Origin of the sequence: Pseudomonas sp. NPDC089530 (assembly GCF_050280705.1) — a bacterium.
In the GTDB taxonomy this organism is placed as follows: domain Bacteria; phylum Pseudomonadota; class Gammaproteobacteria; order Pseudomonadales; family Pseudomonadaceae; genus Aquipseudomonas.
Genome location: NZ_JBNNVU010000048.1, coordinates 1 through 26,256, shown reverse-complemented (window position 1 = coordinate 26,256; position 26,256 = coordinate 1). Strand labels below are relative to the sequence as shown.

The following is a 26,256-nucleotide window of genomic DNA, read 5'->3' as shown; positions in this document are numbered from 1 at the left end:
GGGATGGCTTCATGGGGCGGTTCACAGGGCGAAGTAGCAGCGCAGGGCTGCCTTGTGCAGGTGGCGCTTGACCGTGGCGACGGAGACTCCCAGTTCGCGGGCGATCTCGCCGTGTTTCAGGCCGTCGACCTGGGCCAGCAGGAACGCGCGTTTCACCGCATGCGGCAAACCGTCGAGCAACTGGTCCAGCTCCAGCAGGGTCTGCAGGATGATCGCCTTGTCCTCCTCGGACGGCACCAGCGGTTCCGGCATCTGCGCCAGGGTTTCGAGGTAGGCCCGTTCCAGGTCCTGGCGCCGGTAGTGGTTGCACAGCACCCGTTTGGCGACGGTGGTGAGGAACGCCCGGGGCTCGACGATCGCCGGCGTTTCCCGGGCGCCGAGCACCCGCATGAAGGTGTCCTGGGCCAGGTCGGCGGCGCTGTCGGGGCAGCCGAGCCGGCGCCGCAACCAGGCGTTCAGCCAGCCGTGATGGTCGTGATAGAGGACTTCGACGGTAGAGGAGTGGGCCAAGCCGAACGCTCCGGCAGCATGCAGATTCTTAAGAGAACAAGAATTGTTCGCATTGTAGTGGCGAGGCAGGGTATTCGGCAATCGGCCCGGACCGGCGGGAGATCCTCCCAGTGGCCAGGGGGATGGCGCCTGCCCGAAGCGCCCTGTAGCGGCCTGCCGGCAAATCCGTCGTTGACAGCAGGGCCGTCCGCACCGTTATCTGGGCGGCCATCCATTGTCCGGATCACGGAGGACGTCTGTTGTTCACAAGGTCTGCCCATCGTTTGTCTGCCAGGGGCCTGCTGTTGGCCCTGAGTCTGTCCCTCGGCGCCTGCGCCGTTTCTCCCCAGGACCGCTGGGGCGCCTCCCTCGATCAGTTGCTGGCCGACCCGGCGCTCCAGGGCGCCACGGTGTCGCTGAGCGTGCGCGACGCCGAGAGCGGCGCGACCCTGTACCGGCACAACCCCGACAGCCGCCTGATCCCGGCCTCCAGCCTCAAGCTGCTGACCACCGCCGCCGCGCTGGATGTCCTGGGCCCCGACTACCGATTCGCCACCCAGGTGCTGGGCGACGGCAGGCAACAGGGTGAACGCCTGCTGGGCAATCTCTACCTGCGGGGCAGCGGCGACCCGAGCATGCAGGCCGCGGATTACCGTGAGTTGGCGGCGGCCGTGGCGCGCAGTGGGATCCGTCAGGTCAGCGGCGACCTGGTGCTCGACGACACCGCCTTCGACGACCAGCGGCTGGGCGTCGATTGGGCCAGCGACGACGAAAGCCTGTATTACGCCGCGCAGATTTCCGCCCTCAACATCGCGCCCAACGACGACTTCGACGCCGGCAGTGTGCTGGTGTCGGTCACGGCGCCGACGCGGCCGGGTGCGCCGCTGGCGGTCAGCGTCAGCCCGGCCAACAGGCTGATGAGCCTGCGCAACCAGGGCCGGGTCGGGGCGCAGGATAGCCAGCAGGACAGCCTGCAGGTCGGCCGTGAGCATGGCAGCAACCTGCTGCTGGTCAGCGGTGCCTTGCCGCCCGGGCAGTCGCGACGCAACTGGGTCAGCGTGTGGGAGCCGACCCGCCTGGTGGCCGACGTGTTCCAGCAGGCCCTGGCCGAGCAGGGCGTGACGGTGCAGGGTCAGGTACGGATCGGCCAGGCCACGGCGCCGGCGGCGCGGGTGTTGGCCAGCCATGCGTCGATGCCGCTGGCGGGCTTGATCATGCCGTTGCTCAAGCTGTCGAACAACAACATGTCCGAAGTGCTGCTCAAGGCCATGGGCCGCCAGACCGCCAGCGCCGGCACCGCCGCGGCCGGGGTGGCGGCCATCGAGGGCTTCCTGCGGCGCCAGGGCCTGGATCCACAAGGGCTGGTGCAAGTGGACGGTTCGGGGCTGTCGCGGCGCAACCAGATTTCCAGCCAGAGCCTCAGCGACCTGTTGCTGGTGGCGCGCAAACAGCCCTGGTTCGCCACCTGGTACGCGGCGTTGCCGGTGGCCGGCGATGCCGCGCGCATGACCGGCGGCACCCTGCGTTATCGCCTGCTGGGCACGGCGGCGGTGGACAACCTGCATGCCAAGACCGGGTCGATGCAGGGCGTGTCGTCGCTGTCGGGCTACCTGAACGCGGCCGATGGCCGGCGGCTGGTGCTGGTGATGCTGTCGAACAACTACCGGGTCGAGGGCGCGCGGATCAAGGCCCTGGAAGACCGGGTGGCGCAGGCCCTGATGCAATAAGGCTGGGGAGCGGGGTTTGCCTGACACACCGCCGTCGCGGGCAGGTCGGATCGCCGCCCGCTCGTTCCTGCAGAAAAACCGCACACGCCCGCGCAACTTGTAGGAGCGAAGCTTGCTCGCGATAGGGGCACACGCTGTATCTGACGGTTGTGCTCAGCCGAGAAACGCCTGGCGATATTCCCCGGGCGTGCCGCCCAGGGCCTGGCGAAAACGATTGGCGAAGTGGCTGGCGCTGGCGAAACCGCAGGCCAGGGCGATTTCGCCCAGGGGCAGGCGGGTGCCGCGCAGCAGGTCGCGGGCGTGGCTCAGGCGGCGGGCCAGCAGGTATTGGTGGGGCGGCAGGCCGAAGCTTGTGCGGAACATCCGCGCGAAGTGGTATTCCGATAGGGCACATAAACTGCTGAGCTGCCCCAGGCTGATGGGCTCGGCCAGCCGGCTGTCGATGTAGTCCACCAGTTGCCGGCGCTGATATGCCGCCAGCCCGCCCTTGAGGCGCAAGCCCTGGCGCTGGCCGACCTGGGTCAGCAGGGCATGGCCGAGCATCTCGTGGGCCAGGCTGCTGGTCAGCAGGCGCTCGCCCGGCTCGTCCCAGTTCAGCTGGATCAGCTGGCGAAAACGCCAGGCCTGCTGCGGGTCGTCGAGGAAGGTGTTTTCCTGCAATTGCAGCGCGCGGGGCTCGCGGTCCAGCAGGGTCACGCAGCCCAGGGCGAACTGTTCCGGGCTGAAGTACAGGTGGGCCAGGCGGATCTCGCCGTTGATCACCCAGGCCGAGCGGTGTTCGGCGGGCAGCACGCACAGCTTGTCCGGGCCGCCCTTGGTTCCCGGCTGGCCCCGGCGAAAGGTACCGGTGCCGCCGGCGATATAGCACGACAGGGTGTGATGGCTCGGCGCTTCGTAATCCTGGGCGTCGTGATGGTTGCTCCACAGGGCTGCGGCCAGGCCGTCACCAAGCTCGGCGCTGTGCTCCAGGCGAGCATTGGGCGAGCGGTTCAGGGCTTGAAAGACTTGCAGGGTTTCCAGGGCCGACATGATTTCGATTCGATAAGGGGCCGCGGCTACAGGGGATCGGTGGCATTGGGCTGTTTTCGCATCCTACTCCGTAGCGCTTCGGCTGCCAGCCAGGCAAGCGATAAAAGCGCAAGTTTATGCAAGCGCGCAGATGGGGCTGGCCTGAAACTGGGTTGCCCTACACAGGAGTCCGCGCCATGAACCTCTCGCTCTATCTGCTCACCGTCCTGATCTGGGGCACCACCTGGATCGCCCTCAAATGGCAGCTGGGGGTGGTGGCGATTCCGGTGTCCATCGTCTATCGCTTCGCCCTGGCGGCCCTGGTGCTGTTCGTCCTGTTGCTGCTCAGCCGCAAGCTGCAGCCGATGAACCGGCGCGGGCACCTGATCTGCCTGGCCCAGGGGCTGTGCCTGTTTTGTATCAACTTCATGTGCTTCCTGCATGCCAGCCAGTGGGTGGCCAGCGGCCTGGTGGCGGTGGTGTTTTCCACGGCGACCCTGTGGAACGCCCTGAACGCGCGGGTGTTCTTCGGCCAGAAGATCGCCCGTAACGTGCTGCTGGGCGGGGCGTTGGGCCTGCTGGGGCTGGGCCTGCTGTTCTGGCCGGAACTGGTGGGTCATGGCGCCAGCCCGCAAACCCTGATCGGCCTGGGGCTGGCGCTGCTGGGCACCCTGTGTTTTTCGGCGGGCAACATGCTTTCCAGCCTGCAGCAGAAAGCCGGCCTCAAGCCGCTGACCACCAACGCCTGGGGCATGGCCTATGGCGCGGCGATGCTGGCGGGTTATTGCCTGGTCAAGGGCATCCCGTTCGATATGGAGTGGAACGCGCGTTATATCGGCTCGTTGCTGTACCTGGTCATTCCGGGTTCGGTGATCGGCTTCACCGCCTACCTGACCCTGGTCGGGCGCATGGGCCCGGAGCGCGCGGCCTACTGCACGGTGCTGTTCCCGGTGGTGGCGCTGAACGTCTCGGCTTTCGCCGAAGGCTACCAATGGACCGCGCCGGCCCTGGCCGGGCTGGTCCTGGTGATGCTGGGCAACGTGCTGGTGTTCCGTAAACCCAAGCCGCTGGCCGTCCCCGGCGCCCGGCTTGCCTGACCTGCCTGATCCGTAGCCGCAGCCAAACCAGGCGACCGTGCAGGTCAGGTGCACTGCGTTGCCAGGATTTACGGGGCTGCGCCCCGATCGCAGCCTCGCCTCGCCCCGGCTCGGCAGCGGCTACAGGGTTTGCGGTGTTTCTGTAGGAGCGAGCGGGCGGCGATCCGACTTGCCCGCGATAGGGGCGATGCGGTGGGCCTGACGAACCGCTATCGCGAGCAAGCTTCGCTCCTACAGGTTTGGCGCGGTGTTCAGCCTTTCCACACCTGCGGGTTGACCAGGTCTTGCGGGCGTTCGCCGAGCAGGGCGCTGCGCAGGTTGGCCAGGGCGCGGTTGGCCATGGCGTCGCGGGTTTCATGGGTGGCCGAGCCGATATGCGGCAGGGTCACGGCGTTTTTCAGCTGGAACAGCGACGACTCGGCCAGCGGCTCCTTCTCGTAGACATCCAGGCCGGCGCCGCGAATCGTGCCGTTCTGCAGGGCCTCGATCAGCGCCGGCTCGTCCACCACCGGGCCGCGGGAAATGTTCACCAGGATCGCCCCCGGTTTCATCAGCGCCAGTTCGCGACGGCTGATCAGGTGCCGGGTCTGCTCGCTGAGCGGCACCACCAGGCAAACGAAATCCGCTTCGGTCAGCAACTGGTCGAGTTCGCGGAACTGCGCGCCCAATTCCTGTTCCAGCGCGGTCTTGCGGCTGTTGCCGCTATAGATGACCGGCATGTTGAAACCCAGGCGCCCGCGACGGGCGATGGCCGCGCCGATATTGCCCATGCCGACTATCCCTAAGGTCTTGCCGTGCACATCGCAACCGAACAGCGCCGGTCCGACGCTGGCCTGCCATTGCCCGGCCTTGGTCCAGGCGTCCAGCTCGGCGACGCGCCGGGCGCTGCCCATCAGCAGGGCGAAGGCCAGGTCGGCGGTGCTTTCGGTGAGTACGTCCGGGGTGTTGGTGAGCATGATCCCGCGTTCGTTAAAGTAGGCCAGGTCATAGTTGTCGTAGCCCACCGAGACGCTGGAGACCACTTCCAGCCTGGCGGCATTTTCCAACTGCGCGCGGCCCAGCTTGCGCCCGACGCCGATCAGGCCGTGGGCATGGGGCAGGGCTTCGTTGAATTGCGCAGCGATATCGCCCTGCTTGGGGTTGGGCACTATCACCTCGAAGTCCTGGCGCAGGCGCTCGATCATGTCCGCAGTGATGCGGCTGAAGGCAAGTACGGTCTTTTTCATCGCGGGAAAGCTCGTCAGGCGGGAAGAATGCCAAGCAAGCTAACATTCCCGGTGAGCTTTTTGTAGCCGCTGCCGCAGGCTGCGATCGACCCCGAAGGGGGCGCAGGGTCTTGAGATCGCTGAAGGCCTGCGGCAGCGGTTACAGGGAACGTAAAACTCAGGTGGTCAGGCGCGCGCCGTTGAAGCCGCCGCTCAGCTCATACGCCGCCAGCTCCGCCTGATGGGCGGCGAGAATTTCCGGCAGGGTGCTGCGCAGGTACTCGACCCAGGTCTTGATCTTGGCGTCCAGGTACTGGCGCGACGGGTAGATGGCGTACAGGTTCAGCTCCTGGGAGCGGTACTTGGGCATGACCCGCACCAGGGTGCCGTTGCGCAGGCCTTCGATGGCCGCGTACACCGGCAGCACGCCCAGGCCCATGCCGCTGGTGATCGCGGTTTTCAGCGCGTCGGCGGAGTTCACCAGGAACGGCGAGCCGTTGAGCGACACCCCTTCCTGGCCCTCGGGGCCGTCGAACAGCCACTTGTCCAGGGCGACCACCGGGCTCACCAGGCGCAGGCAGGCATGGTTTGGCAGGTCGCTGGGCTTGTGCGGGCAGCCGTTGGCTTTCACGTAGGCCGGCGAGGCGCAGACGATGCTGTAGGTGATGCCCAGGCGCTGGGACACGAAACCCGAGTCCGGCAACTCGCTGGCCAGCACGATGGACACGTCGTAACCCTCGTCCAGCAGGTCCGGCACGCGGTTGGCCAGGGTCAGGTCGAAGGTCACGTCCGGGTGCGACTTGCGGTAGCGGGCGATGGCGTCGATCACATAGTGCTGGCCGATCCCGGTCATGGTGTGCACTTTCAGTTGCCCGGCCGGGCGCGCATGGGCGTCGCTGGCCTCGGCCTCGGCTTCTTCGACGTAGGCCAGGATCTGTTCGCAGCGCAGCAGGTAGCGCTTGCCGGCTTCGGTCAGGGCGATGCGGCGGGTGGTGCGGTTGAGCAAGCGGGTTTGCAGATGGGCCTCCAGGTTGGAGACCGCGCGCGAGACGTTGGCCGTGGTGGTGTCGAGCTGGACGGCGGCGGCGGTGAAGCTGCCGGCTTCGGCGACACAACTGAAGGCGCGCATGTTTTGCAGAGTGTCCATGGGATGCTCTTTGGGAAGATGGCAAATTGTGACACGAAGTAACAGATTCTTGGCTATTCCACCAAGGGATTATCGCGCGAACGGTAATAAAGATTCACAGGAATCCCAGCTTATCGCCGTCAAGGCCGCCGCCTAGAATTGCGCCGATCTGTAGGGGCCGGCGTGTTGGCGATCCCGCAACGCGGTGTTCCAGTGATGCCGCCTCGCGAGCAGGCTCGCTCCCGCACAGAATCGCCTCCCTCCCTATTTCAGGAATTCGCAGCAGTGCCGCGTCGCATCAGCAGAGAGCTGAAGACTCTCAGTGTTTGGGCTTTATCGTTAGCAATCAGCGGCTGCATCGGAACCGGGGGCATTGCCCCACAAGGCAAGGCACTACCGGCCAATACCCTGGCCACCGACGAGGCGATCCAGAGCGCCGCCCGCGACGCCCGCTGGCCCGCCTCCCAGTGGTGGCAGGCCTATGGCGATGCCCAGTTGAACCATTGGGTGAACCTGGCCGTGCAGGGCAGCCCGAGCATGGCCATGGCCGCCGCCCGGGTGCGCCAGGCGCGGGCCATGGCCGGGATCGCCGAGGCGGCCGAGTCGCTGCAGATCAAGGGCGACGCCACCCTCAAGCGTCACAACTGGCCCACCGATCAGTTCTACGGCCCGGGCGAGCTGGCCAACACCACCACCTGGGACAACAACGCTGCGCTCGGCTTCAGCTATGCCCTCGACCTCTGGGGCCGGGAAAGCAATGCCAGCGAGCGCGCCGTGGACCTGGCGCACATGAGCGCCGCCGAGGCGCGCCAGGCCCAGCTGGAACTGCAGAACAATGTGGTACGCGTCTATATCCAGCTGTCGCTGCAATACGCCCAGCGCGACATCGTCAGTGCCACCCTGAAGCAGCAGGAGCAGATCCTCGAACTGGCGCAACGGCGTCTGGCCGGCGGTATCGGCACCCACTTCGAAGTCAGCCAGGCCCAGACCCCGCTGCCGGAAACCCATCGCCAGCTGGACGCCCTGGACGAAGAGATCGCCCTGGGCCGCAACCAGCTCGCCGCCCTGGCCGGCATGGGGCCGGGGGCGGGCGCGCAGTTGCAACGGCCGAGCCTGTCCCTGGCCGCACCGCTGAAACTGCCGTCGGCCCTGCCCGCCGAACTGCTCGGCCAGCGCCCGGACGTGGTCGCCAGCCGCTGGCAGGTGGCGGCCCAGGCCCGGGGCATCGATGTCGCCCACGCCGGCTTCTACCCCAACGTCGACCTGGTGGGCAGCCTCGGCTACATGGCCACCGGCGGCGGGGCGCTGGAGTTCCTCACCGGCAAGAAACTCAACTACAACGTCGGCCCGGCCATATCCTTGCCGATCTTCGACGGCGGCCGCCTGCGCGCCGAACTGGGCGAGGCCGCGGCCGGCTACGACATCGCCGTGGCCCGCTATAACCAGACCCTGGTCAACGCCCTGAAGAACATCTCCGACCAGTTGATCCGCCGCGAGTCCATGGACAAGCAGGCGCACTTCGCCGCCGAATCGGTGGCCTCGGCGCAGCAGACCTACGACATCGCCATGGTTGCCTTCCAGCGCGGCCTGACCGACTACCTCAATGTGCTCAATGCCCAGGGCATGCTGTTCCATCAGCAGCAGATCCAGCAGCAGGTCCAGGCCGCGCGCCTGAGCGCCCATGCCGAACTGGCGACGGCCCTGGGCGGCGGCCTGGAGGCGGGAGGCGATGTGCCCGAGGACAGCAAGACCCTGCCGAGCAAGCCCCCGGCCGCGCTCGCCATCTTTGACCATTGAAAGCCGATCATTAAAAAACGAGCACCAAGAAGGTTGTCATGACTCCCTTGCCTGCACCCTTGCGCTGGCTGTACTCCCTTGAATGGCGCCGGGGTTTCTTCGACTGGGCACGCAGCGACGGCGTGACCTGGGTCTATATCTTCAAGGTCCTGGCCGCCGCGTTCCTCACCCTGTGGCTGGCCATGCGCCTGGAACTGCCGCAGCCGCGCACGGCGATGATCACCGTGTTCATCGTCATGCAGCCGCAGAGCGGCCAGGTGTTCGCCAAGAGCTTCTATCGCTTCCTCGGCACCCTGGCCGGGTCGGCGGTGATGGTGGCGCTGATCGCCCTGTTCGCCCAGAACACCGAACTGTTCCTCGGTTCGCTGGCGATCTGGGTCGGTATCTGCTCGGCCGGCGCCGCCCGTTATCGCAACTTCCGCGCCTACGGTTTCGTGCTTGCCGGCTACACCGCGGCCATGGTCGGCCTGCCGGCCCTGGCCCACCCTGAAGGCGCCTTCATGGCGGCGGTGTGGCGGGTGCTGGAAATCTCCCTGGGGATTCTCTGCTCGACCCTGGTCAGCGCCGCGATCCTGCCGCAGACCGCCAGCGCGGCGATGCGCAATGCGCTGTACCAGCGCTTCGGCGTGTTCGCCCTGTTCGTCACCGACGGCTTGCGCGGGCGCAGCCGGCGTGAGGCCTTCGAGAGCGGCAACGTGCGTTTCATCGCCGAGGCGGTGGGCCTGGAAGGCCTGCGCAGCGTCACCGTGTTCGAGGACCCGCACATGCGCCGGCGCAACGGCCGCCTGAGCCGCCTGAACAGCGAGTTCATGGGCATCACCACCCGTTTCAACGCCCTGCATCAGTTGCTCGAACGCCTGCGCAGCAGCCAGGCCGAACATGTGCTGGCGGCGACCCGGCCGGGGCTCAACGACCTCGCCGAACTGCTGGACGGTTTCTCCGGTCGGGCCCTGACCAGTCCCGATGCCGCGCGCCTGGCCGAACAGCTGGCGAGCTACAAGGCCGAGCTGCCAGGGCGGGTGCGCAGCATGCGCGCGCTGTTCCACGAGCACGAGCCGAGCGATGCCGAGCAGCTGGATTTCCACACCGCCTATGAGCTGCTCTATCGCTTCGTCGACGAGCTGCACAGCTATGCCCAGACCCACGCCTCCCTGGCCGAGCACAGCCACGAGCGCGAGCGCTGGGACGAGCCCTTCACCCCGCAGACCAACTGGCTGGCCTCGGCCGCCTCGGGGATCCGCGCCTCGTTCATCCTGATCGTGCTCGGCAGCTACTGGGTGGCCACCGCCTGGCCCAGCGGCGCCACCATGACCCTGATCGCGGCGGCCACCGTCGGCCTGTCGGCGGCCACGCCGAACCCGAAACGCATGGCGTTCCAGATGGCTTGCGGGACCTTTATCGGCGCCCTGGTGGGCTTCGTCGAGATGTTCTTCGTCTTCCCCTGGATCGACGGTTTCCCGCTGCTGTGCGTGATGCTGGCGCCGGTGATCGTGCTGGGTTCGTTCCTCGCTTCGCGGCCGCAGTACGCCGGGGTGGGCCTGGGTCTGCTGATCTTTTTCAGTACCGGCTCGGTGCCGGACAACCTGACCATTTACAACCCCTACGCCTTTATCAACGACTACATCGCCATGGTCATGGGCATGCTGGTCTGCGCCGCGGCCGGGGCGATCATCCTGCCGCCCAATAGTCGCTGGCTGTGGCGCCGGCTGGAGCAGGACCTGCGCGGCCAGGTGGTGTACGCCATCAGCGGCAAGCTCAAGGGCCTGGCGTCGAGCTTCGAGAGCCGTACCCGCGACCTGCTGCACCAGGCCTATGGCCTGGCGGCGGGCCAGCCCCAGGTGCAGCGCGAACTGCTGCGCTGGATGTTCGTGGTGCTGGAAGTGGGGCACGCCATCATCGAGCTGCGCAAGGAACAGGCGATCCTCCCGGTGCACCCGGCCTACGCCGAATCCCAACCGTGGCGCCAGGCGATCCGGGTCATGGGCCGTTCGCTGGTGCGGCTGTTCCTGCAACCGAGCCAGAGCAACCTGGAGCGCGCCCTGGTCGCGGTCGACCACGCCATCGGCCGGGTCCAGGCCAGCGACGAACCCTTCGCCCCCCACTTCGACACCTCGGTCCTGCGCCGGGTGAAGAGCTACCTGCATTTCATCCGCACCTCATTGCTCGACCCGCAATCGCCGCTGGCGGCCTATGCCCGGACCCAGCCGGTAGCGCCTGTACCCCAAGGACTTGAACATGCCTCGTGAAATCGCCTTCCACGGCGTTTACATGCCCACCATGACCCTGATGTTCTTCATCGCCGCGGCCCTGGCCTGGGCCCTGGACCGGTTCATCTCGGGTTATGACCTGTACCGCTTCTTCTGGCATCCGGCGCTGCTGCGCCTGAGCCTGTTCTGCTGTCTGTTCGGCGCCATGGCGCTCACTGTCTACCGTTGAGAGTCACACGATGAAAAAGTTTTTCAGCCTGCTCGCGACCCTGCTGGTGCTGGCCCTGGCCCTGTGGATCGGGCGCACCCTGTGGGAGCACTACATGAATACGCCATGGACCCGCGACGGCCGGGTGCGCGCCGACATCGTCAACGTCGCCGCCGATGTCACCGGGGAAGTGGTGGACGTGCCGGTGCGCGATAACCAGTTGGTGAAAAAGGGCGACCTGCTGATGCAGATCGACCCCGAGCACTATCAGATCGCGGTCAAGCAGGCGCAGTCGCTGGTGGCCGCGAAAAAGGCCACCTGGGAGATGCGCAAGGTCAACGCCCACCGCCGCGCCGACCTGGACAACCTGGTGATCTCCAAGGAAAACCGCGACGACGCCAGCAACATCGCCGACTCGGCCCTGGCCGACTACCAGCAGGCCCAGGCCCAGCTGGAAGCTGCCGAGCTCAATCTCAAGCGCACCCAGGTGCGGGCGGCGGTGGACGGCTACGTGACCAACCTCAACGTGCACCGTGGCGACTATGCGCGCATCGGCGAACCGAAGATGGCGGTGGTCGACATGCATTCGTTCTGGGTCTACGGCTTCTTCGAGGAAACCAAGCTGCCCCACGTGCGGGTCGGCGACGAGGCCGAAATGCAACTGATGAGCGGTGAAGTGCTCAAGGGCCATGTGGAGAGCATTTCCCGGGGCATCTACGACCGCGACAACCCGGAAAGCCGCGAGCTGGTCGCCGACGTCAACCCGACCTTCAACTGGGTACGCCTGGCCCAGCGCGTGCCGGTGCGCATCCATATCGACGAAGTACCGGAAGGCGTGCTGCTGGCGGCGGGGATCACCTGCACGGTGGTGGTCCGGCAGAGGGGGGAATGACGTACTGCGCTTGTAGATGAACAGACGGCGGGTGAAGAGAAGGGCGGCGAAGGCAAAGGGTGTGGCGAGCAAGCAGGCCCGCTCGCCACGACCGGGTTACCGATAGGTCTTGTTGACGATCGACAGGGCCTGCTCGATGGTTTCGGCGACGGACAGTTCGTCGTCGGCCATCACCGCGACGATTTTCTTGTTCTGCGCGATGTCCACGCCGGGCTTTTTCAGCTGGGCCTGGCGGTTCACCACGATGTAGCTCAGGACGTGGCCACGGCCCTTGACGAACGGCAGGTCGATGGCCTTGTACATGCTTTGCTTGACGTAGTCGTAACGCTCGGCGGACGACAGGCCTTTGAAGGTGTCCGGGTAGTCCTGATAGATCTCGGCGGAGTAACGGCCGACGTCTTCTTCCCGCGCTTCGGCGTACATCGCCTGTTTGCTGGTGACCTGGCCGGCGAGCTCGTTGTAGCGCTGGTCGCCCTCGGCGATCTGCGCGGCGCTCATCCGGGCTTTCAAGGCATCGCTGGCGCTGGTGTCATCGACCTTGGCCATGATGCGGGTCCAGGCATAGGCGGCGCTCAGGTTGCCCTGCTCTTCATACTTTTCGATCAGGTCCTTCTGCGCTTCGGGGTAACCGTGCCGCGCCGAGCGCTCCAGCCAGCGCAGGGCCAGGGCCTTGTCCTGGGTGGCGCTGGTATGGCCGTAATAGTAGGCCTGGTATAGGCCGTATTCGGCGCACCAGTCGTTCTGCATCGCCGAGTAGGCCATGTAGTTGAAGGCTTCGGTATTGCGCTGTTCTGCGGTTTTGCCTTCATCTTGACCGGCGATCATCGACAGGTAGCAAAAGGCGCGAGGGTGTTTCGGCGCGGCCATCACCATGCAGTTTTTCGCCGCGTCGAGTTCCTGGTTCTCGTACAGCTGGAAACCGATGCCGAACAGGATGTCGCTGTCCATTTGCGTATTGCACTGTGCGTTGCTGGCAACGGTCGGCAATACGCTTTGCAAGGTCAGCTTGGGCAGCGTGTCGTTGAGGGACGGTTCTTTGTTGGCGGTCTTATCGGATATGGCAGTGCAGCCGGCCAGCAAGGCAACCAGCGCCAGCGACGGCAAGTGGGAGAGTTTCAAAAGAGGTTTCCTGATCTGCATGGAATGAAGCGTACGGGCAGGGGTTCGCGTCAAGCAGGTCAACACAGCAGTGTCCGTTTCCGGGAGGAAACGGTCGGGGGAGGGGTGGAGCTGTTTCAGCAATTCCCTTGCTTGTGATGCCAGCGACTCCATGTTCCGTGGATTGCGCTATGGGGTTACCTGAAGCGCGAGGCGCTCCAGGTGCGGCGCATTCTACGTGGCCAGGCCGATTTGGCAATTTCACCGGCGTGAATCAAAGCGAGCCGCGCAAGCCGAAGCGCTTCATCAAGGTCGACTCCAGCAAGCCCTTGGGCAGTAACGCCGCGAGCAGCGGCAGGGCGCGGCTGCCGTTGCCGATCCGCACCAGGCGCGCAGGCTTGTCCTGTTGCACCGCCTTGAGCAGCCTGGCGGCAAACTCGCTGGCCGGGGTCGGGTGATCCTGGGAGGCCTTGGCCCGGGCGCGGATGCCTTCGCGCAGCGGCCACCAGGGCGATTGTTCGCTGAGCAATTGTTCGGCCTCGTGGCCGGCGTTCTTGGCGAAGCTCGAGGCGATGGCGCCGGGCTGGACCTCCATCACGCGGACGCCGAACGGCGCCAGCTCCATGCGCAAGGCATCGCTCAAGGCATGCACCGCGGCTTTCGAGGCGCAGTAGGCGCCGGCAAAAGGCGTCACCAGGACCCCGGACACGCTGCCGATATTCACCACCAGGCCACGGCCGCGGCGCAGCACGGGGAACAGCGCCCGGGTCACCCCGACGATGGCGAACACATTGGTTTCGAACTGGCGCTGCATGGCTTCCACGCCCCCGTCCAGCAACGGGCCCATGGCGCCGTAGCCGGCGTTGTTGATCAACAGATCGAGGCCGCCATGTTGCTGGTTGATACGCTCGCCCAGGGCGGCGAGGGCCGGGCCGTCGTTGACGTCCAGCTGCACCGCGTCGAAGCCGGCGGCTTGCAGCATGGCTACATCCTCGGCCTTGCGGGCGGTGGGCAGGACGGTGAAGCCGGCGGCCTTGAAGGCGTCCGCCAGGGCGCGGCCGATGCCGCTGGAACAACCGGTGATCAGCGCAACGGGCATGGCGCGGTCCTTGTGCATGTATTCAGAAGGGAGAGGTTTCAGTCGGAGAAACTACCCTGCAAGCGCTCGGCACGAAACTCCAGGGTTTGCGGGCGGTAGCCGGGGCGCAGCGGCGGCAGGGGCAAACAGTCTTCCCAGTTGGCGCCTGCCTGCAGTTCGCCGGGGCCGCGGTAGCGCGGGGCGGTGTATTGGTTGTCGGCCAGGTTCACGGTGTCGCCTGGTGCGTAAGCAGCGATGCGCCAGCGCAGTTCGGTCAGCGGCACATCGTTGCCGTTGTTCATCTTCAGCAGCAGCGGGCGATCCGCCGGGCAATGCTCGGGGGCATAGCTGATGCGCAGTTCCAGGCGCGCCAGTTGCTGGGCTTCGCGGTTGTCCAGCCAGACCACCCACACCGCCACCAGCCCCAGGCCGAACGCCGCCGCGAGCGACACCGGCAAAGCCTTGGCGGGGTAGCGGACCAGCAGGATCAGCCAAGTGATGACCAGCAGAACGCCGATGAACATGGGGAAACCTCGGGAAAGAGAGCATTCATCCTACCTAAGCGTAGGCGCGCTTGGCCAACCCTGATCCCTGGAGACAAAGCCGAGGCAGTTCCGGAAAGATTTTGCAAAGGATTGGGGGATTGTCTGTTTTTTGTACATTCGGCAGAGTCGATCGTCTAGCCAGTTCGATAGGGAAGTTGAAATGTCTGGAAAGCCTGCCGCGCGCGTTGGAGATCCAACCGCCTGTCCTTTGCCTGGCCACGGTAGCAATCCGATTACCAGTGGCTCGCCTGATGTTCTTTTCGATCACCTGCCCGCTGCCCGGGAGGGCGACCCCACCGCTTGTGGTTCGGCCTTGAACGCCAATGTCATCCCTAATGTATTGATCAATGGCAAGCCTGTCGCGGTACTGGGCTCGCTGGGCAGCCACGGCAATGTCGTGGTGGGAGGCTCGGGGACGATCATCATCGGCAACAGCGGCGGTGGCGCCGCTGTTGCCAGCCCGCTGCCCGCGGTGCCCGGGTTGTGCCTGAAATGCCTGTTGCTGGCCGCGCAGCGCAACCAGACCTTCGTACCGCTGGAAGCATTGGGGAGCGGCGCATGAAGCGTGTCGGCTCGCTGTTCTGGCGGCTTTCGGAGCTTTCCGAAACCTCATCCAGGCTGTTCGCGCTGATCGATGGCGCCCGCTACCTGACCTTGAACAAACGCCTGGAAGAGGCGGGCGACAGCATCCATTTTCACTGGCTTCTGAGCGCGGGGGCTCTGGATGAAATTCGTCATGCCGGCCCGGTATTGGTCGAGTTTCCAGGCTCCGGCCAGGGCTTGAACGCAGAGTTCGGCAACTGGCTGATCACCCGGGACCAGCAGGCACCGATGGTCTCCTGGCTGTGGAGCAAGCAGCCTTTCGAAACCTTGCGCGACTATCACCAGAGCCTGTTGTTCAGCCGGATGCCGGATGGGCGCCAGGCACTGTTTCGCTACTACAGTCCCGAGGTCAGGCGCGCACTGGACAAAGTGGTATCGCCCGCCCAGGTCCAGCAGCTCATGTGTCATGTCGATGACTGGCTGGTATGGCAGCCCCTGCAGAATTGCTATCTCAGCTACGGTTTTGCCGAGGCGGAGGCGTACCATGTTTGAGCTGAGTAACGAGCAGGTTGCCCAACTGGATGACATTCGCCAGAACGAAGTATTCGAGCGGTTGCTGCTGGACGTACAGCAGGAGAACCCGCAATGGCTGGCCCGCAAAGGGCTGATACCGGCGCTGCAGATGCTCAAGGAACTGCGTGAGCGTGCATGGGGTTTCGGCATCAGGGAGGAGGAAGTCGTCGAGCGTTTCATCCGGCACGGATTGACCTTTACCGACTTTGACAGGCGGCCGGCCTTTGTCGAATTCATGAACAGGCCCGTGGCGGACAGCGCCGAGCGGCGATTCGAGGATTACGAGGATATCGTGGCGTTCAGGATGAACATGCAGCAGTGGCGTGAATGGCAAGCCACCGGGGAGGTTCGACCATGAGTGGGCTGGGCATTCTTCCAAGTACGGGGCCCATGTCTTTTCGCATGGGGCCCCGATTGGGGCCACGTTTACCGTTCGAGTTTCCAGCACCGCCTCCCAGGTTGCCGATGCCGGCTCCGCGGCCCATGCCGATGCCCGCGCCCAGGCCGACCCAGCCACTGCCGGCGCCCAGGCCAGTTCCCCAGCCCGTTCCTTTGCCCCAGACGCAACCCCAGGCAAAACCCAGGGTGGATGCGCCTCCGACTACCGCCGATCGGACTCGCGAAGCCGAGCGCGACTGCACCAAGCGGGACAAGGACTGTGTGAAATGCTCTCCCGAACAGGGCACCATGGCGATACCCAATAACGGCAAGGGCCATAGCATGTCCGCCCGTTCCGCCCTCTATCAGGCTTGGGTCACCGCTTTCCCGACCCCCTACGAGTGGTGGTGGAACAACACTTGGTGGGACGGTTTCGACAAACTGCGCTGCACCTTGCTGGAGGCCAAGGCCAATTACGCCTTCATGTTCATTCCGCTTATCGGGCTGCCGCGCCCCTGGGCCAATGTGGAGAAGACGCTGATCACCCCGGCCGAGACGCACTCCCTGAAAGCCCGGCCGAGCCCGCCGGTTTCCGTGGAATGGCATTTTCTGCAACGGGTGGTTTATGCGTACTGTGCCGAACAGTATGCCGAGAAGGGGCTCACCAACCTGACGGCCTACTGGAACCCGATGCCGGGTACCAAGGATCATGATGAGTACATCGAGCAACGTGCAAAAGAACAGAAAGAATGGGATGAGTACCGCCGTGAAAATCCCGACCGTGTCTTTGAAGCCTGACTGAGGACGAGCGCTTGTTCAGAAAATTTTCATTCGTGCTGCGTTTCGACAAGCAGAAGATCTCCGCGGTCTCGCATGAGGCGCAACTGGAAAGGGCCGAGCGCTTTTTTCAGGGCCTTGGCGAGATTCATCCTCTGTTGCGGGACTGGTATCTGCAGGCCGGCTCCCGGGAAGAGTCGATGCGCAAGCGGATCAACGACAACTTCGAGTACCTGCGAGAAGAAGCGCGGAGCAATTACAACGCGGACTTCCCCACGAAATTGCAGTTTTCCGTGTGGAATGGCCTGGACGATCCACTGAAAGGCGGCCTGGCGTTTCATTACAACGCCCACGACCTGGACTCCGTCGCCAGCATGCGCTTCGAGGATGGCGGGGCGCTGGTGGCGGCTATCCCTGATGTGAAATCGGTAGCGATCAGGGTTATTCAGCTGGCCGTTGAACTGTGGCCTGAACTCGACTGGTGCGTGTTGGCGCCAAAAGATCACTATCTGCGTACCAAGGTGTTCAAGGACCGGCAGACTGTCGGCTGGATCGGCTTTTGCCCACACGTGTTGCGGGCCGGGGATTTTCCGAGTGCCGACCAGCTTATCGACATTCCAAAACGTGGCACGCTGATCGTGAGTTGTCCACAGGTGATGGATGAGGGCAAACGGGCTGATGTCCAGCGAGTGGCCGAGATCGATATCAAGCTGGTGGAGCTGGGGTATTTGCCGCTGTTCATGAATTAGCTCAAGGGGCCTCGCCCGGGTATAAAAAAGCCCCATCCAGCTGGATGAGGGCTTTTTTGTTTCTGGCGGAGTACTGGACGATGGTGTTCATCGACTCGCAGCAGCCTAGCCGGGGCGATGCTGCGGCGTGGATGGTAATTGGATGGCTGACGCTAAGTGGCCGCTGCCACAATCACTGGAGGGAGCCTGTGCATCGTCAGCCCGTCAATTTCAGCAACGCATACATGATTGCGGACCAGACGAAGAGAACACCATCCATCCTGTTTTGTATGCTCAGAAGGTGTTTGAGTCGGGGGGGAAAGCTGTGTACATCCTCCGGCGAAAGTAACCCTCTACGTAATCCAGGGCCGGGACAGAGCATCATTCCTCTTACGCGGCCAAACATCAGAAAATGTTCGAACCATCCGATGAATTGAAGCCTGTCAGTCCATTGATAGAAATAGCGGCTCCTCTGAAAAGCTTCGAGCATCTCCCGTAAGTAGCGCTGGCTGAGGTAGTAGCTGAATGCAAGGCTTGTGGCAGCTAGCAGAATTGGGCCTAGCAAAAGTGCAAAGGCGAGCCAAGAGCTCCAGAATTGTTGTGCTGCCATCTCTCAGTGCTTAGTCAGTTTCAACAGTGCATACATGACCGAACCCCAGATCAGTAGCACAACATCCATCCAGTTTCTGATGGTCAGCAGGCGTTGGAGATGGGGAGGGAAGCTGTCTATGTCTTCCGAGGAAAGAAAGCCTCTGCGAACCGCAGGGCCAGGCCAAAGCATCGATCCTCGAACGGAGGCCAGCATTACAAAATGAGTGAACCATCCCAGGTATGGAAGGCTGTCGACCCAGCGATAAAAGTGTTGGCTCCGTTGCAGGGCCTGCAGCATTTCTCTCACGTAGCGACGGCTCAGGTAGTAGCTGAACGAGAGGTTGACTACGCACAGCAGAAGCGGACTGGCGACCAGTACGAGGCCTAACCATGAATACCAAAAACTCTTTGCCATCATGGTCGGATTACCCCGTAAATAACTTCCTTGGTCCTCTCCCGGTACATCACCTGAATAGCTGTCTTGGATGCCTTCATCCAACGAGACGTGCAAAGCTCCATGGATGTCATCAGCTATCCAACTTTAGAAACGTATACACAATGGCTGTCCATAGGATCACGACGCCGTCCAAAGTATTTTTTACAGTCAGAAGGCGTTTCAGTCGTGGAGGGAAGTTGCGTACATCCTTTGCACAAAGGAAGCCTCTGCGAACTCCGGCGTTAGGGAAGAGCATCATTCCTCGAACGCTGACAAACATCAGAACGCGCTCGAACCATCCCTGATAGGGAAGCTTGTCGATCCATCCATAGAAGTAAGAACTCTCCTGCATGGCTACCAGCATCTCTTTCAAGTGGCGGCGACTCAGGTAGTAGCTGAATGTAAGGCTTGTGGCAGCTAGCAGAATTGGACATACCAAAAGTCCGAAAGCGGGCCAGGAGTGCCAGAATTGTTGTCCTGTCATGGTGAGGTTTTTCGCAAAAAGCGTGTTCATTTTTCTTCGGGCAGGGCACCGGAATGTGTTTTGATCAGTGCTTCAGGCGGGTGACTAAAGCTTTATCAGCAGATATACAAGCGCACCCCACACAATAATCACCCCATCGAGAAAGTTCTGCGCTTTTAAAAGGCGCTTATATTGCGGAGGAAAATTGCGCACATCGTAAGGGGAAATTATTCCCTTACGTATTCCTGGCTCTGGCCAAAACAACATGCCTCTGAGTTTCGCGAACATCAAATAGCGAGGATGCCATCCCAGATAAGGCAGGTAGGTTAGCCAGCCAGCGAAATAGCTACTCCCCTTTAGCGCACCCAGCATCTTTTCGAGGTAGCGTCGACTCAGGTAGTAGTTGGATAGGAGACTGATGAAAGCAAGCAGAATTGGGCCTCCAGTCAGAATCAGGATTATCAGGGGCGGGAGCCTGTGCATCGTTAGCCCGTCAATTTCAGCAACGCATACATGATCGCAGACCAGACGAAAAGAATGCCGTCCAACCTGTTCTGTATGGTCAGAAGGCGTTTGAGTCGGGGTGGAAAGCTGTGTACATCCTCCGGCGAAAGTAACCCTCTACGTAATCCAGGGCCGGGACAGAGCATCATTCCTCGAACGCTGGCGGACATCAGAAAGTGCTCGAACCATCCCCGGTATTGAAGCCTTTCAGTCCATCGATAGAAGTATTTACTCCGCTGTAGGGCCTCCAACATTTCCCTCAGGTAGCGTCGGCTCAGATAGTAGCTGTACGCGAGACTTACAGCACATAACAGAATCGGACATGCCAAAAGTCCAAAAGCGAGCCAGGAACTCCAAAATGGTTGTCCCATCATGGCTGTGTATTCTCGTAGAGAATCTGGCCTGCTTTTTCTCCAAAATCATCGCCGATATTTGTACCCAGCCATGCACCTGCTCCTATCAGGACCGCTGTGCATATGACTCCACCTACCCCGGTAGAAGCCCCGAGCGCCGCGCATACGAATCCGCGGCCTGCATAACCAACGTGTGCTCCCATGCTTCCTCCAAATGTTGACCCCGCAAACTTCCCCGTCTCAGTAAACATCACCTTCCTGCAACTCTGACTATCTGACCCTCCCTGACAAACCTCCTGAACCTTCAACGCCGACGAAACCCCACCCAGGGCAATCCCTACATACCCACCTGCCCGCATGTACTTCGCCGCGCGGCTGACCGATTTTATGTGGGCGACATAGCCCGGTATCTGCCCGGGCCCACCGGCTTTGTCCCATTGATGGACCAGGCTACGGCTGGATATACCGAGGGCGGTTTTCAGCTTCGGGTGGTCGCCCAGGGTGGTGTAGCCGCGCAGGTGGGTGGAGTTCAGCAGTTGGGCGTCGAGCTGCTTTAGCAATTGCTGGCGCCGGGCGAAGAACTCGGGGGATTTGAGGTGGCCGTGTTGGCGGTAGCTGTCCTGATGCAGACGTTCCATGTCGTGCAGGGTCTCGCGCAATTTGTCCAGGTGTTTGCCCAGCGTCGCGGTGCCGATGCCAAGCCAGGTCGAGGCCTGGCCGGTGAAGCCGGCGATCTCGGCCTGATGGCGGAGCATGAAGTCGGCCTCGGCGGGCGTCAGCGGTTCGAGGGCGATCTTAACCTGTTCGGCGGCCTGCATCAGTTGCGCTTCCTCGTAGGTGCAGGCGTGGTTGGCGGGATCGCTGAGCACGATCAGGCTGCCGGCTTTGACTGTTGCGGGCAGGTCCGGATTGAGGGACAGGTATTTGGCGATGGCGCCAGATGATGGGCTGTCGAACAGGCGGCGTTGCAGTTCGGCCAGCGGCATGCTCTGGGGCACGATGTAGAAGCCGGGTACCGCTGGGGGGGATGGGCGAACCGGCTCCGTAGGGAGAGGAGAGGTTTGTGGCCTGCCCAGTATCGCGGTGCTCTTCGGCCGTGCTCCGGGTAGCGGCGGGTTGGGGGTGGCCGGGCGCAGTACGCGGGGCATTGGTGTCGGTTCGCCGCGGGAATCGGTGGTGTATTTATTGCCGGAGGGTTGCTCGGCCATCGCTGTGTTCGCCGTGTTTTTGAGCCTCGCGAAACCCTAATGAGCGGCATGGATGAAGTCGTTGGGAGCTATCTGAAACGCCCTGCGGCGCTTTCGAAATGTCGGGTAGGAATGGCTGAACACATATCCCTGTAGCCGCTGCCGAGCCTTGGCGAGGCTGCGATAGGACCGCAGGTCCTCCAGCGGTCTCCGGATTCTTGCGCCTGCTTCGCAGTCGATCGCAGCCTCGCCGGAGCTCGACAGCGGCTACGGGCGTGGTCGTTGGGCGGGGAGAGGGGCAGGTGCGCGGGCATGAAAAAGCCCCCGCCCAACCGGCTGCGGATAGGGGACGCAGTCGGCTGGACGGGGGCTTCTTGTATTGCGGGTTACTGGGCGATGGTTTTCACCGAGATGCCGCGTTCCACGGGGGTGGAGCGGCCGTAGATGTCTTCGAAGCGTTCGATGTCATCTTCGCCCAGGTAGCTGCCCGATTGCACTTCGATGATCTCCAGGGGGATCTTGCCCGGGTTGCGCAGGCGATGCACCGAGGCGATCGGGATGTAGGTGGACTGGTTTTCGGTGAGCAGGAACACGTTCTCGTCACAGGTGACTTCGGCGGTGCCGCTGACCACGATCCAGTGTTCGGCGCGGTGGTGGTGCATCTGCAGGGACAGGCAGGCGCCCGGCTTGACCGAGATGTGCTTGACCTGGAAGCGGCCGCCCATGTCCACCGAGTCGTAGGAGCCCCACGGACGGTAGACCTCGCAGTGGTTCTGGGTTTCGCTGCGGCCCTGTTCGTTGAGGGTGTTGACCAGTTGCTTGACGCCTTGGACCTTGTCCTTGTGGGCAATCATCATGGCGTCCTTGGTTTCCACCACCACGATGTTTTCCAGGCCGATCACCGACACCAGCTTGCCGTTGCCGTGGATCATGCAGTTGCGGCTGTCCTGGATCACCACGTCGCCCTTGCTGACGTTGCCGTTGGCGTCCTTTTCATGCACGTCCCACAGCGACGACCAGCAGCCCACGTCGCTCCAGCCGGCGGTCAGCGGCACCACGCAGGCGCGCTGGGTCTTTTCCATCACCGCGTAGTCGATGGAGTTGTCCGGGCAGCAGGCGAAGGTGGCTTCGTCGAAGGTCAGGGTGTCGGCGTCCTGGGCGCTGCGTTCCAGGGTCAGCAGGCAGGTGTCGTAGATGTCCGGGTCGTGCTTTTTCAGCTCTTCGAGGAAGCGGCTGGCGTGGAACAGGAACATGCCGCTGTTCCAGAAGTAGCCGCCGGCCTGGACGAACTCGGTGGCGCGCTTGACGTCGGGTTTCTCGACAAAGTGCGAGACCCGGCTCACGCCTTCCGGCAGCAGCGCATCGTTGGTCGACTTGATGTAGCCGTAACCGGTTTCCGGCTTGGTCGCCGGCACGCCGAACAGCACCATCTCGCCGCGCTCGGCGGCCACGGTGGCCAGGGCCAGGGCGCGTTGCAGGGCTTTCTGGTCTTCCAGCACGTGGTCGGCCGGCAGCACCAGCATCAGCTCGTCGCGGCCTTCGTTGACCAGCATCATCGCGGTCAGGGCCACGGCCGGCGCGGTGTTGCGCCCGAACGGCTCCATCAGGATGCGCTGGGCTTCGAGTTTACGCGCCGCCAGCTGTTCGTTGACGATAAAGCGGTGGTCCTTGTTGCAGACCACGATCGGCGTGTCCATGCCTTCGAACACCAGGCGTTCGACGGTTTGCTGGAACAGGGTGTGCTCGCTGGTCAGGGCGAGGAATTGCTTGGGGAATTGCTTGCGCGAAAGCGGCCAAAGACGTGAGCCGCTACCACCTGACAAGATCACCGGAATCATGTTGTTACTCCTTCACATATCGTTTGGGTTAGAGCTACTGCGTTCTGTCGTTTCACTCTCTTGTTTTTGTGGCGTATCCGGATTGACCTAGCGTTCCTCCGTAGGGGAGCGTCAAGCCGGAAAATTCATATCAGCGGGTCGAGACCGGGCGCTTGACCCAGACCGGCGACAGGCTGCTGCCGTTGCCAGTGACGTAGAGCACCGCGGCCTCGCCGCGCTCCAGGGCCACCGGCTTGAGGTCGCTGACTTTTTTCTCGCCCTCGTACAGCGCGAAGCTGACTTTCACCGGGTTGATCTCGCGTTCGCCGCGGCCCTTGGCGGCCACCGACTGGACCACATCGGTCTTGCCGTCGGCGGTCTTCAGGGTCAGGGCCTTGTCGCTCAGGTTCTGCACCCGGACCAGGGACTTCTGCTTGTTCTTGAACGGCGGTTCCTCGATCAGTTGCGGTTGGCCGCTGGCGTTGTTGACCAGGGTGTAATAGTGGTCGGCGGCGAGTTTCACCGGCAGGCTCTGGCTGCCGACCTTGGCGGTGTAGTCGCCGCCGGGCATGAAGCTGAAGTCGCTGCTGGCCAGCGGCGCGACGTCGTTGACATTGGTGCTGCCGACGGTGGCGCTGACTTCGGCATTGCTGGCGTTGTAGATGCGCACGAAGGACGAGCCCTTGGGCGCGGTCGGGCCGTAGAGGGCGGCGTCGCCGCCGGCGAAGGCTTGCAGCGACAGGGCGCTCATGCCGGCGACCAGGGCGAAAGTCTTGGCGAGACGGCGCGGAGTTGGAGTGAAAGTCATGGTGTACCTCTCTCTTTAGTTTTGCGCCCGATCGGGCGTCTCGGATTTGCTGTTGATGGCTAGGTTCTGTTGGCGCGCGCCGGCTTGTTTGAGCTCTGCGACCCACTGCGGGTCGGCGTCGCCGATTTCGTTGTTGACCGGCAGATAGCGTTCGGGGAATTCCCAGATCAGCACCTGGGGCGGGCTGTTCTTGAAGGCATCGCTTTTCAGGTAGCTGAGCATCGGCAGCACCGGGCCGTGGCCGTCCTCGGCGTAGCTGACCACGTCGCTGTGCAGGGCCTGCTTGAGCGCGCCGACAAAATTCCAGTTGGGGTTGGCGCTGTAGCTGGTGCCCACCAGGGCCACCGGCACTTCGGCGTCGGCGAACAGCGCGTCGGCGGCGGCCGGTTGGTCGTCGGCGGTACGGGTCACGCGTTTTTGCAGCGGTTCCTGGGCCGGCATCAGGTTCTCGAACAACGGGTCCAGGGGCAGGAACAGGCGCAGGTCGCCCTTGTGCACCACGGTCTGCTCGGCTTCGGTGACGAAGCGTTGCGGCTGGCCCATCAGCGGTGCCTTGTCGGCAATCGCCTTGGCCAGCTGGCTGGCGGCGATTTCGGCGCCGGCCGGGGTCCAGTGGGTGTCGGTGCGCAGGAACACTTGCTGGCCGTTCTGCTTGGCCTGTTGCAGGGGCCCCAGCAGGTCGGGAGCGAGGATCTTGTCGGCCGCCACGCGGGCGTGGAAATCCTTGTAGAGGTTGGCGTGGATGCTGGCCGGACGGACGTCGCCCAGGTGTTCCGGGTACAGGCGCACCTTGGCCGGCACGATGGCCATCACCAGTTTCACGCCTTTGTCCTTCAGCACCTGGCGCACGCCTTCGACCAGCGCGTAGTTGCCTTGCAGGTTGAGTTCTTCGTTGACCACCGGGTGGAACTCTTCGTCGCTGTACAGCCACTGGTCGCGGCCGAGCACCACGCCCGGACGACCTTCGTTGAACAGCTTGAAGTCCAGGGCCGCCCACAGGTTGGTGCCCAGGCGCTTGATCGGGAACTCGTCGTCGTAGTGGGTTTCCACGGCCTTGGCCCAGCGGCCGTTGAGCACGGTGGCGTCGTTGTGGGTACTGAAGCCGAAGAAACTGCGTACCGACCACAGGCCCAGGGCCAGCAGGAGCACCAGGAACAGGGCGATGTAGAAGATGCGTAATGAGCGGGTCATAGTCAGATCCCTCAGAACTGGAAGTAAAGGAACGGCGAGAAGCTTTGCGCCGAGAGTTTGAAAATCGAGGCGATGAACAGCAGCAGCACCAGGGCGCGCATGGCGTAGCGCGGCCAGTCGGCGACCCAGTAGGCCGGCTGGACCTGGGCCTCGACGCCGGCGCTGTAGCCAGGCTGATGGATGCTGCCCGGCGCATCCCCCGGCACCGCCTTGAGCAGGCCGGGCTGGGCGGTGGCCGGGCCGTCGGCCGCGGTGTCGGCTTCAGGCTTGCGCTTGGCCGGCATCGGGTTGCGGTATAGGTCGCGCAGGCCGAAGAACGCCAGGGTGGCGTAGGCCACGACCAGGGTCGCCACTTGCAGGCCGGTGAGGCTGGCGCGGTTGAGTTCCGACAGCGACCAGTCGTTGAAGCTGAACATGGCGCCGTACATGCGCCCGGCCACGTGCAGGTTCTCGGCGCGGAAGATCACCCAGCCCATCACCACCAGCAGGAAGGTCAGCGCCCAGCGGATCGGGTTCAGGCGGCGCGGCGTGGTGTTGATGCCCAGGGCCTTTTCGATGGCCAGCCACATGCCGTGCCAGGCGCCCCAGACGATGTAGGTGAAGTTGGCGCCGTGCCACAGGCCGCCCAGCAGCATGGTCAGGAACAGGTTGCGGTAGGTGATCAGGGTGCCTTTGCGGTTGCCGCCCAGGGTGATGTACAGGTAGTCCCGCAGCCAGGTGGACAGGCTGATGTGCCAGCGCCGCCAGAACTCGGTGATCGACTGGCTGATGTAGGGCTGCTTGAAGTTCTCCATGAAGCGGAACCCCATCATCAACCCCAGGCCGATGGCCATGTCGCTGTAGCCGGAGAAGTCGAAGTACAGCTGCGCGGTGTAGGCCAGGGCGCCCAGCCAGGCATCGCCCGTGGTCGGGTTCTGCAGGGCGAAGCAATGGTCGGCGACCACTGCCAGGGTGTCGGCGATGAACACTTTCTTGATGAAGCCCTGCATGAAGCGGGTGCAGCCTTCGGAGAACTTGTCCAGGGTGTGGGTGCGGTGGTTGAACTGGTCGGCCAGGTCGCGAAAGCGCAGCACGGGGCCGGCGATCAGGTGCGGGAAGATCGCCACGAACGCCGCGAAGTCGATCAGGTTGCGGGTCGCCGGGGTGTCGCCGCGGTAGACGTCGATGATGTAGCTGATGGACTCGAAGATGTAGAACGAGATCCCGATCGGCAACAGCACGTGGGTCAGGATGAACGGCTCCAGGCCCATCGACTTCATCATCAGGTTGATGCTGTCGACGCCGAAGTTGGCGTACTTGAAGTAGCCGAGGATGCACAGGTCCACCGCCACGCCGAGCAGCAGCCAGCGCTGGGCCGGTTTGTCCCCCGCCGCGGCGATCCAATAGCCGGCCTTGCCGCGAGGGTCCACGGTTTTCATCGGCGCCGCCGC

The 26,256-nt window shown here is 63.5% G+C and carries 26 protein-coding genes; 11 read left to right on the top strand and 15 right to left on the bottom strand.

Annotated features, from left to right (window positions below):
- Positions 1 to 21: 21 nt before the first annotated feature.
- Positions 22 to 510, bottom strand: a complete 489-nt coding sequence (locus tag ACQKQA_RS18460; RefSeq protein ID WP_427560537.1) for a sigma-70 family RNA polymerase sigma factor — start codon at positions 508 to 510, stop codon at positions 22 to 24.
- A gap of 236 nt (positions 511 to 746) precedes the next feature.
- Between ACQKQA_RS18460 and dacB the strand changes: the two genes are divergently transcribed.
- Positions 747 to 2,216, top strand: a complete 1,470-nt coding sequence (dacB, locus tag ACQKQA_RS18455) for a D-alanyl-D-alanine carboxypeptidase/D-alanyl-D-alanine endopeptidase (RefSeq protein ID WP_427560576.1) — start codon at positions 747 to 749, stop codon at positions 2,214 to 2,216.
- A 153-nt stretch (positions 2,217 to 2,369) separates the two neighbouring features.
- Here dacB and ACQKQA_RS18450 read toward each other — a convergent pair whose 3' ends face one another.
- Positions 2,370 to 3,245 carry a helix-turn-helix domain-containing protein gene (locus ACQKQA_RS18450; RefSeq protein ID WP_427560534.1) on the bottom strand — a complete coding sequence of 292 codons (876 nt, stop codon included), beginning with the start codon at positions 3,243 to 3,245 and terminating at the stop codon, positions 2,370 to 2,372.
- Between the two features lie 176 nt (positions 3,246 to 3,421).
- Here ACQKQA_RS18450 and ACQKQA_RS18445 point away from each other — a divergent pair, with 176 nt between their 5' ends.
- Complete coding sequence (locus ACQKQA_RS18445) at positions 3,422 to 4,321, top strand: DMT family transporter (protein ID WP_427560531.1); 900 nt, start codon at positions 3,422 to 3,424, stop codon at positions 4,319 to 4,321.
- 251 nt (positions 4,322 to 4,572) lie between these two features.
- On the opposite strand, the gene ACQKQA_RS18440 is transcribed toward ACQKQA_RS18445, so the two are convergent.
- Together ACQKQA_RS18440 and ACQKQA_RS18435 are read right to left on the bottom strand one after the other, a co-directional pair.
- Positions 4,573 to 5,547, bottom strand: coding sequence for a 2-hydroxyacid dehydrogenase (locus tag ACQKQA_RS18440; RefSeq protein WP_427560529.1), 975 nt, complete (start codon positions 5,545 to 5,547; stop codon positions 4,573 to 4,575).
- Between the two features lie 157 nt (positions 5,548 to 5,704).
- A complete protein-coding gene (locus tag ACQKQA_RS18435; protein ID WP_427560526.1) occupies positions 5,705 to 6,673 on the bottom strand; it encodes a LysR family transcriptional regulator in 969 nt (322 codons plus the stop codon).
- Positions 6,674 to 6,937: 264 nt separating this feature from the next.
- Between ACQKQA_RS18435 and ACQKQA_RS18430 the strand changes: the two genes are divergently transcribed.
- Genes ACQKQA_RS18430 through ACQKQA_RS18415 form a run of 4 tightly spaced genes read left to right on the top strand, consistent with a single transcriptional unit; the run spans position 6,938 to position 11,756 of the window.
- Positions 6,938 to 8,449: an efflux transporter outer membrane subunit gene (locus ACQKQA_RS18430; protein WP_427560523.1), complete on the top strand. Its 1,512-nt coding sequence runs from the start codon at positions 6,938 to 6,940 to the stop codon at positions 8,447 to 8,449.
- A gap of 38 nt (positions 8,450 to 8,487) precedes the next feature.
- Complete coding sequence (locus ACQKQA_RS18425; protein ID WP_427560521.1) at positions 8,488 to 10,695, top strand: FUSC family protein; 2,208 nt, start codon at positions 8,488 to 8,490, stop codon at positions 10,693 to 10,695.
- Entirely contained in the window at positions 10,685 to 10,885 is a 201-nt protein-coding gene (locus ACQKQA_RS18420) for a DUF1656 domain-containing protein (RefSeq protein ID WP_007930063.1), read from the top strand. The genes ACQKQA_RS18425 and ACQKQA_RS18420 overlap by 11 nt, the downstream gene beginning before the upstream one ends.
- 10 nt (positions 10,886 to 10,895) lie before the next feature.
- Positions 10,896 to 11,756, top strand: a complete 861-nt coding sequence (locus tag ACQKQA_RS18415) for an efflux RND transporter periplasmic adaptor subunit (protein ID WP_427560518.1) — start codon at positions 10,896 to 10,898, stop codon at positions 11,754 to 11,756.
- A gap of 96 nt (positions 11,757 to 11,852) precedes the next feature.
- Here ACQKQA_RS18415 and ACQKQA_RS18410 read toward each other — a convergent pair whose 3' ends face one another.
- The 3 genes from ACQKQA_RS18410 to ACQKQA_RS18400 form a co-directional block, all read right to left on the bottom strand.
- Entirely contained in the window at positions 11,853 to 12,875 is a 1,023-nt protein-coding gene (locus tag ACQKQA_RS18410; RefSeq protein ID WP_427560516.1) for a sel1 repeat family protein, read from the bottom strand.
- Between the two features lie 253 nt (positions 12,876 to 13,128).
- Positions 13,129 to 13,953, bottom strand: coding sequence for an SDR family oxidoreductase (locus tag ACQKQA_RS18405; RefSeq protein WP_427560514.1), 825 nt, complete (start codon positions 13,951 to 13,953; stop codon positions 13,129 to 13,131).
- A 38-nt stretch (positions 13,954 to 13,991) separates the two neighbouring features.
- Positions 13,992 to 14,456: a multidrug transporter gene (locus ACQKQA_RS18400; RefSeq protein WP_427560511.1), complete on the bottom strand. Its 465-nt coding sequence runs from the start codon at positions 14,454 to 14,456 to the stop codon at positions 13,992 to 13,994.
- 181 nt (positions 14,457 to 14,637) lie between these two features.
- Between ACQKQA_RS18400 and ACQKQA_RS18395 the strand changes: the two genes are divergently transcribed.
- The 5 genes from ACQKQA_RS18395 to ACQKQA_RS18375 all read left to right on the top strand — a co-directional run bounded on the left by ACQKQA_RS18395 (position 14,638) and on the right by ACQKQA_RS18375 (position 17,497).
- Positions 14,638 to 15,039, top strand: coding sequence for a PAAR domain-containing protein (locus ACQKQA_RS18395; protein WP_427560508.1), 402 nt, complete (start codon positions 14,638 to 14,640; stop codon positions 15,037 to 15,039).
- Positions 15,036 to 15,572, top strand: a complete 537-nt coding sequence (locus ACQKQA_RS18390; RefSeq protein WP_427560505.1) for a DUF4123 domain-containing protein — start codon at positions 15,036 to 15,038, stop codon at positions 15,570 to 15,572. The genes ACQKQA_RS18395 and ACQKQA_RS18390 overlap by 4 nt, the downstream gene beginning before the upstream one ends.
- Positions 15,565 to 15,951: a hypothetical protein gene (locus tag ACQKQA_RS18385; RefSeq protein WP_427560502.1), complete on the top strand. Its 387-nt coding sequence runs from the start codon at positions 15,565 to 15,567 to the stop codon at positions 15,949 to 15,951. The genes ACQKQA_RS18390 and ACQKQA_RS18385 overlap by 8 nt, the downstream gene beginning before the upstream one ends.
- A 362-nt stretch (positions 15,952 to 16,313) precedes the next feature.
- Positions 16,314 to 16,769 carry a Tox-REase-5 domain-containing protein gene (locus tag ACQKQA_RS18380; protein WP_427560499.1) on the top strand — a complete coding sequence of 152 codons (456 nt, stop codon included), beginning with the start codon at positions 16,314 to 16,316 and terminating at the stop codon, positions 16,767 to 16,769.
- Between the two features lie 14 nt (positions 16,770 to 16,783).
- Positions 16,784 to 17,497 (top strand): Imm52 family immunity protein, encoded by a 714-nt coding sequence (locus ACQKQA_RS18375; RefSeq protein ID WP_427560496.1) that lies wholly within the window; start codon positions 16,784 to 16,786, stop codon positions 17,495 to 17,497.
- Between the two features lie 592 nt (positions 17,498 to 18,089).
- On the opposite strand, the gene ACQKQA_RS18370 is transcribed toward ACQKQA_RS18375, so the two are convergent.
- The 8 genes from ACQKQA_RS18370 to ACQKQA_RS18335 all read right to left on the bottom strand — a co-directional run.
- Complete coding sequence (locus ACQKQA_RS18370) at positions 18,090 to 18,566, bottom strand: hypothetical protein (RefSeq protein WP_427560494.1); 477 nt, start codon at positions 18,564 to 18,566, stop codon at positions 18,090 to 18,092.
- A 28-nt stretch (positions 18,567 to 18,594) separates the two neighbouring features.
- On the bottom strand, positions 18,595 to 18,987 hold the full coding sequence (locus ACQKQA_RS18365; RefSeq protein ID WP_427560573.1) for a hypothetical protein: 393 nt from the start codon (positions 18,985 to 18,987) through the stop codon (positions 18,595 to 18,597).
- Between the two features lie 464 nt (positions 18,988 to 19,451).
- A complete protein-coding gene (locus tag ACQKQA_RS18360; protein ID WP_427560492.1) occupies positions 19,452 to 19,844 on the bottom strand; it encodes a hypothetical protein in 393 nt (130 codons plus the stop codon).
- A complete protein-coding gene (locus ACQKQA_RS18355; RefSeq protein WP_427560490.1) occupies positions 19,841 to 20,809 on the bottom strand; it encodes a hypothetical protein in 969 nt (322 codons plus the stop codon). The genes ACQKQA_RS18360 and ACQKQA_RS18355 overlap by 4 nt, the downstream gene beginning before the upstream one ends.
- A 587-nt stretch (positions 20,810 to 21,396) precedes the next feature.
- Positions 21,397 to 22,848: a mannose-1-phosphate guanylyltransferase/mannose-6-phosphate isomerase gene (locus ACQKQA_RS18350; RefSeq protein ID WP_427560487.1), complete on the bottom strand. Its 1,452-nt coding sequence runs from the start codon at positions 22,846 to 22,848 to the stop codon at positions 21,397 to 21,399.
- Positions 22,849 to 22,978: 130 nt separating this feature from the next.
- Complete coding sequence (locus tag ACQKQA_RS18345) at positions 22,979 to 23,635, bottom strand: alginate O-acetyltransferase AlgF (protein WP_427560484.1); 657 nt, start codon at positions 23,633 to 23,635, stop codon at positions 22,979 to 22,981.
- 15 nt (positions 23,636 to 23,650) lie between these two features.
- Positions 23,651 to 24,826 (bottom strand): alginate O-acetyltransferase, encoded by a 1,176-nt coding sequence (locus ACQKQA_RS18340; RefSeq protein ID WP_427560477.1) that lies wholly within the window; start codon positions 24,824 to 24,826, stop codon positions 23,651 to 23,653.
- Between the two features lie 11 nt (positions 24,827 to 24,837).
- Positions 24,838 to 26,256 (bottom strand): MBOAT family O-acyltransferase (locus ACQKQA_RS18335; RefSeq protein ID WP_427560475.1); only part of this gene is annotated, 1,419 nt, incomplete at its 5' end.

Excerpts from the sequence above, each read along its gene's own strand:
- ACQKQA_RS18450 (WP_427560534.1), bottom strand. The coding sequence starts at position 3,245 with ATGTCGGCCCTGGAAACCCTGCAAGTCTTTCAAGCCCTGAACCGCTCG.
- ACQKQA_RS18445 (WP_427560531.1), top strand. The coding sequence starts at position 3,422 with ATGAACCTCTCGCTCTATCTGCTCACCGTCCTGATCTGGGGCACCACC.
- ACQKQA_RS18440 (WP_427560529.1), bottom strand. The coding sequence starts at position 5,547 with ATGAAAAAGACCGTACTTGCCTTCAGCCGCATCACTGCGGACATGATC.
- ACQKQA_RS18435 (WP_427560526.1), bottom strand. The coding sequence starts at position 6,673 with ATGGACACTCTGCAAAACATGCGCGCCTTCAGTTGTGTCGCCGAAGCC.
- ACQKQA_RS18425 (WP_427560521.1), top strand. The coding sequence starts at position 8,488 with ATGACTCCCTTGCCTGCACCCTTGCGCTGGCTGTACTCCCTTGAATGG.
- ACQKQA_RS18420 (WP_007930063.1), top strand. The coding sequence starts at position 10,685 with ATGCCTCGTGAAATCGCCTTCCACGGCGTTTACATGCCCACCATGACC.
- ACQKQA_RS18415 (WP_427560518.1), top strand. The coding sequence starts at position 10,896 with ATGAAAAAGTTTTTCAGCCTGCTCGCGACCCTGCTGGTGCTGGCCCTG.
- ACQKQA_RS18405 (WP_427560514.1), bottom strand. The coding sequence starts at position 13,953 with ATGCCCGTTGCGCTGATCACCGGTTGTTCCAGCGGCATCGGCCGCGCC.
- ACQKQA_RS18400 (WP_427560511.1), bottom strand. The coding sequence starts at position 14,456 with ATGTTCATCGGCGTTCTGCTGGTCATCACTTGGCTGATCCTGCTGGTC.
- ACQKQA_RS18395 (WP_427560508.1), top strand. The coding sequence starts at position 14,638 with ATGTCTGGAAAGCCTGCCGCGCGCGTTGGAGATCCAACCGCCTGTCCT.
- ACQKQA_RS18390 (WP_427560505.1), top strand. The coding sequence starts at position 15,036 with ATGAAGCGTGTCGGCTCGCTGTTCTGGCGGCTTTCGGAGCTTTCCGAA.
- ACQKQA_RS18385 (WP_427560502.1), top strand. The coding sequence starts at position 15,565 with ATGTTTGAGCTGAGTAACGAGCAGGTTGCCCAACTGGATGACATTCGC.
- ACQKQA_RS18380 (WP_427560499.1), top strand. The coding sequence starts at position 16,314 with ATGTCCGCCCGTTCCGCCCTCTATCAGGCTTGGGTCACCGCTTTCCCG.
- ACQKQA_RS18365 (WP_427560573.1), bottom strand. The coding sequence starts at position 18,987 with ATGACAGGACAACAATTCTGGCACTCCTGGCCCGCTTTCGGACTTTTG.
- ACQKQA_RS18360 (WP_427560492.1), bottom strand. The coding sequence starts at position 19,844 with ATGATGGGACAACCATTTTGGAGTTCCTGGCTCGCTTTTGGACTTTTG.
- ACQKQA_RS18355 (WP_427560490.1), bottom strand. The coding sequence starts at position 20,809 with ATGCCGCTGGCCGAACTGCAACGCCGCCTGTTCGACAGCCCATCATCT.
- ACQKQA_RS18350 (WP_427560487.1), bottom strand. The coding sequence starts at position 22,848 with ATGATTCCGGTGATCTTGTCAGGTGGTAGCGGCTCACGTCTTTGGCCG.
- ACQKQA_RS18345 (WP_427560484.1), bottom strand. The coding sequence starts at position 23,635 with ATGACTTTCACTCCAACTCCGCGCCGTCTCGCCAAGACTTTCGCCCTG.
- ACQKQA_RS18340 (WP_427560477.1), bottom strand. The coding sequence starts at position 24,826 with ATGACCCGCTCATTACGCATCTTCTACATCGCCCTGTTCCTGGTGCTC.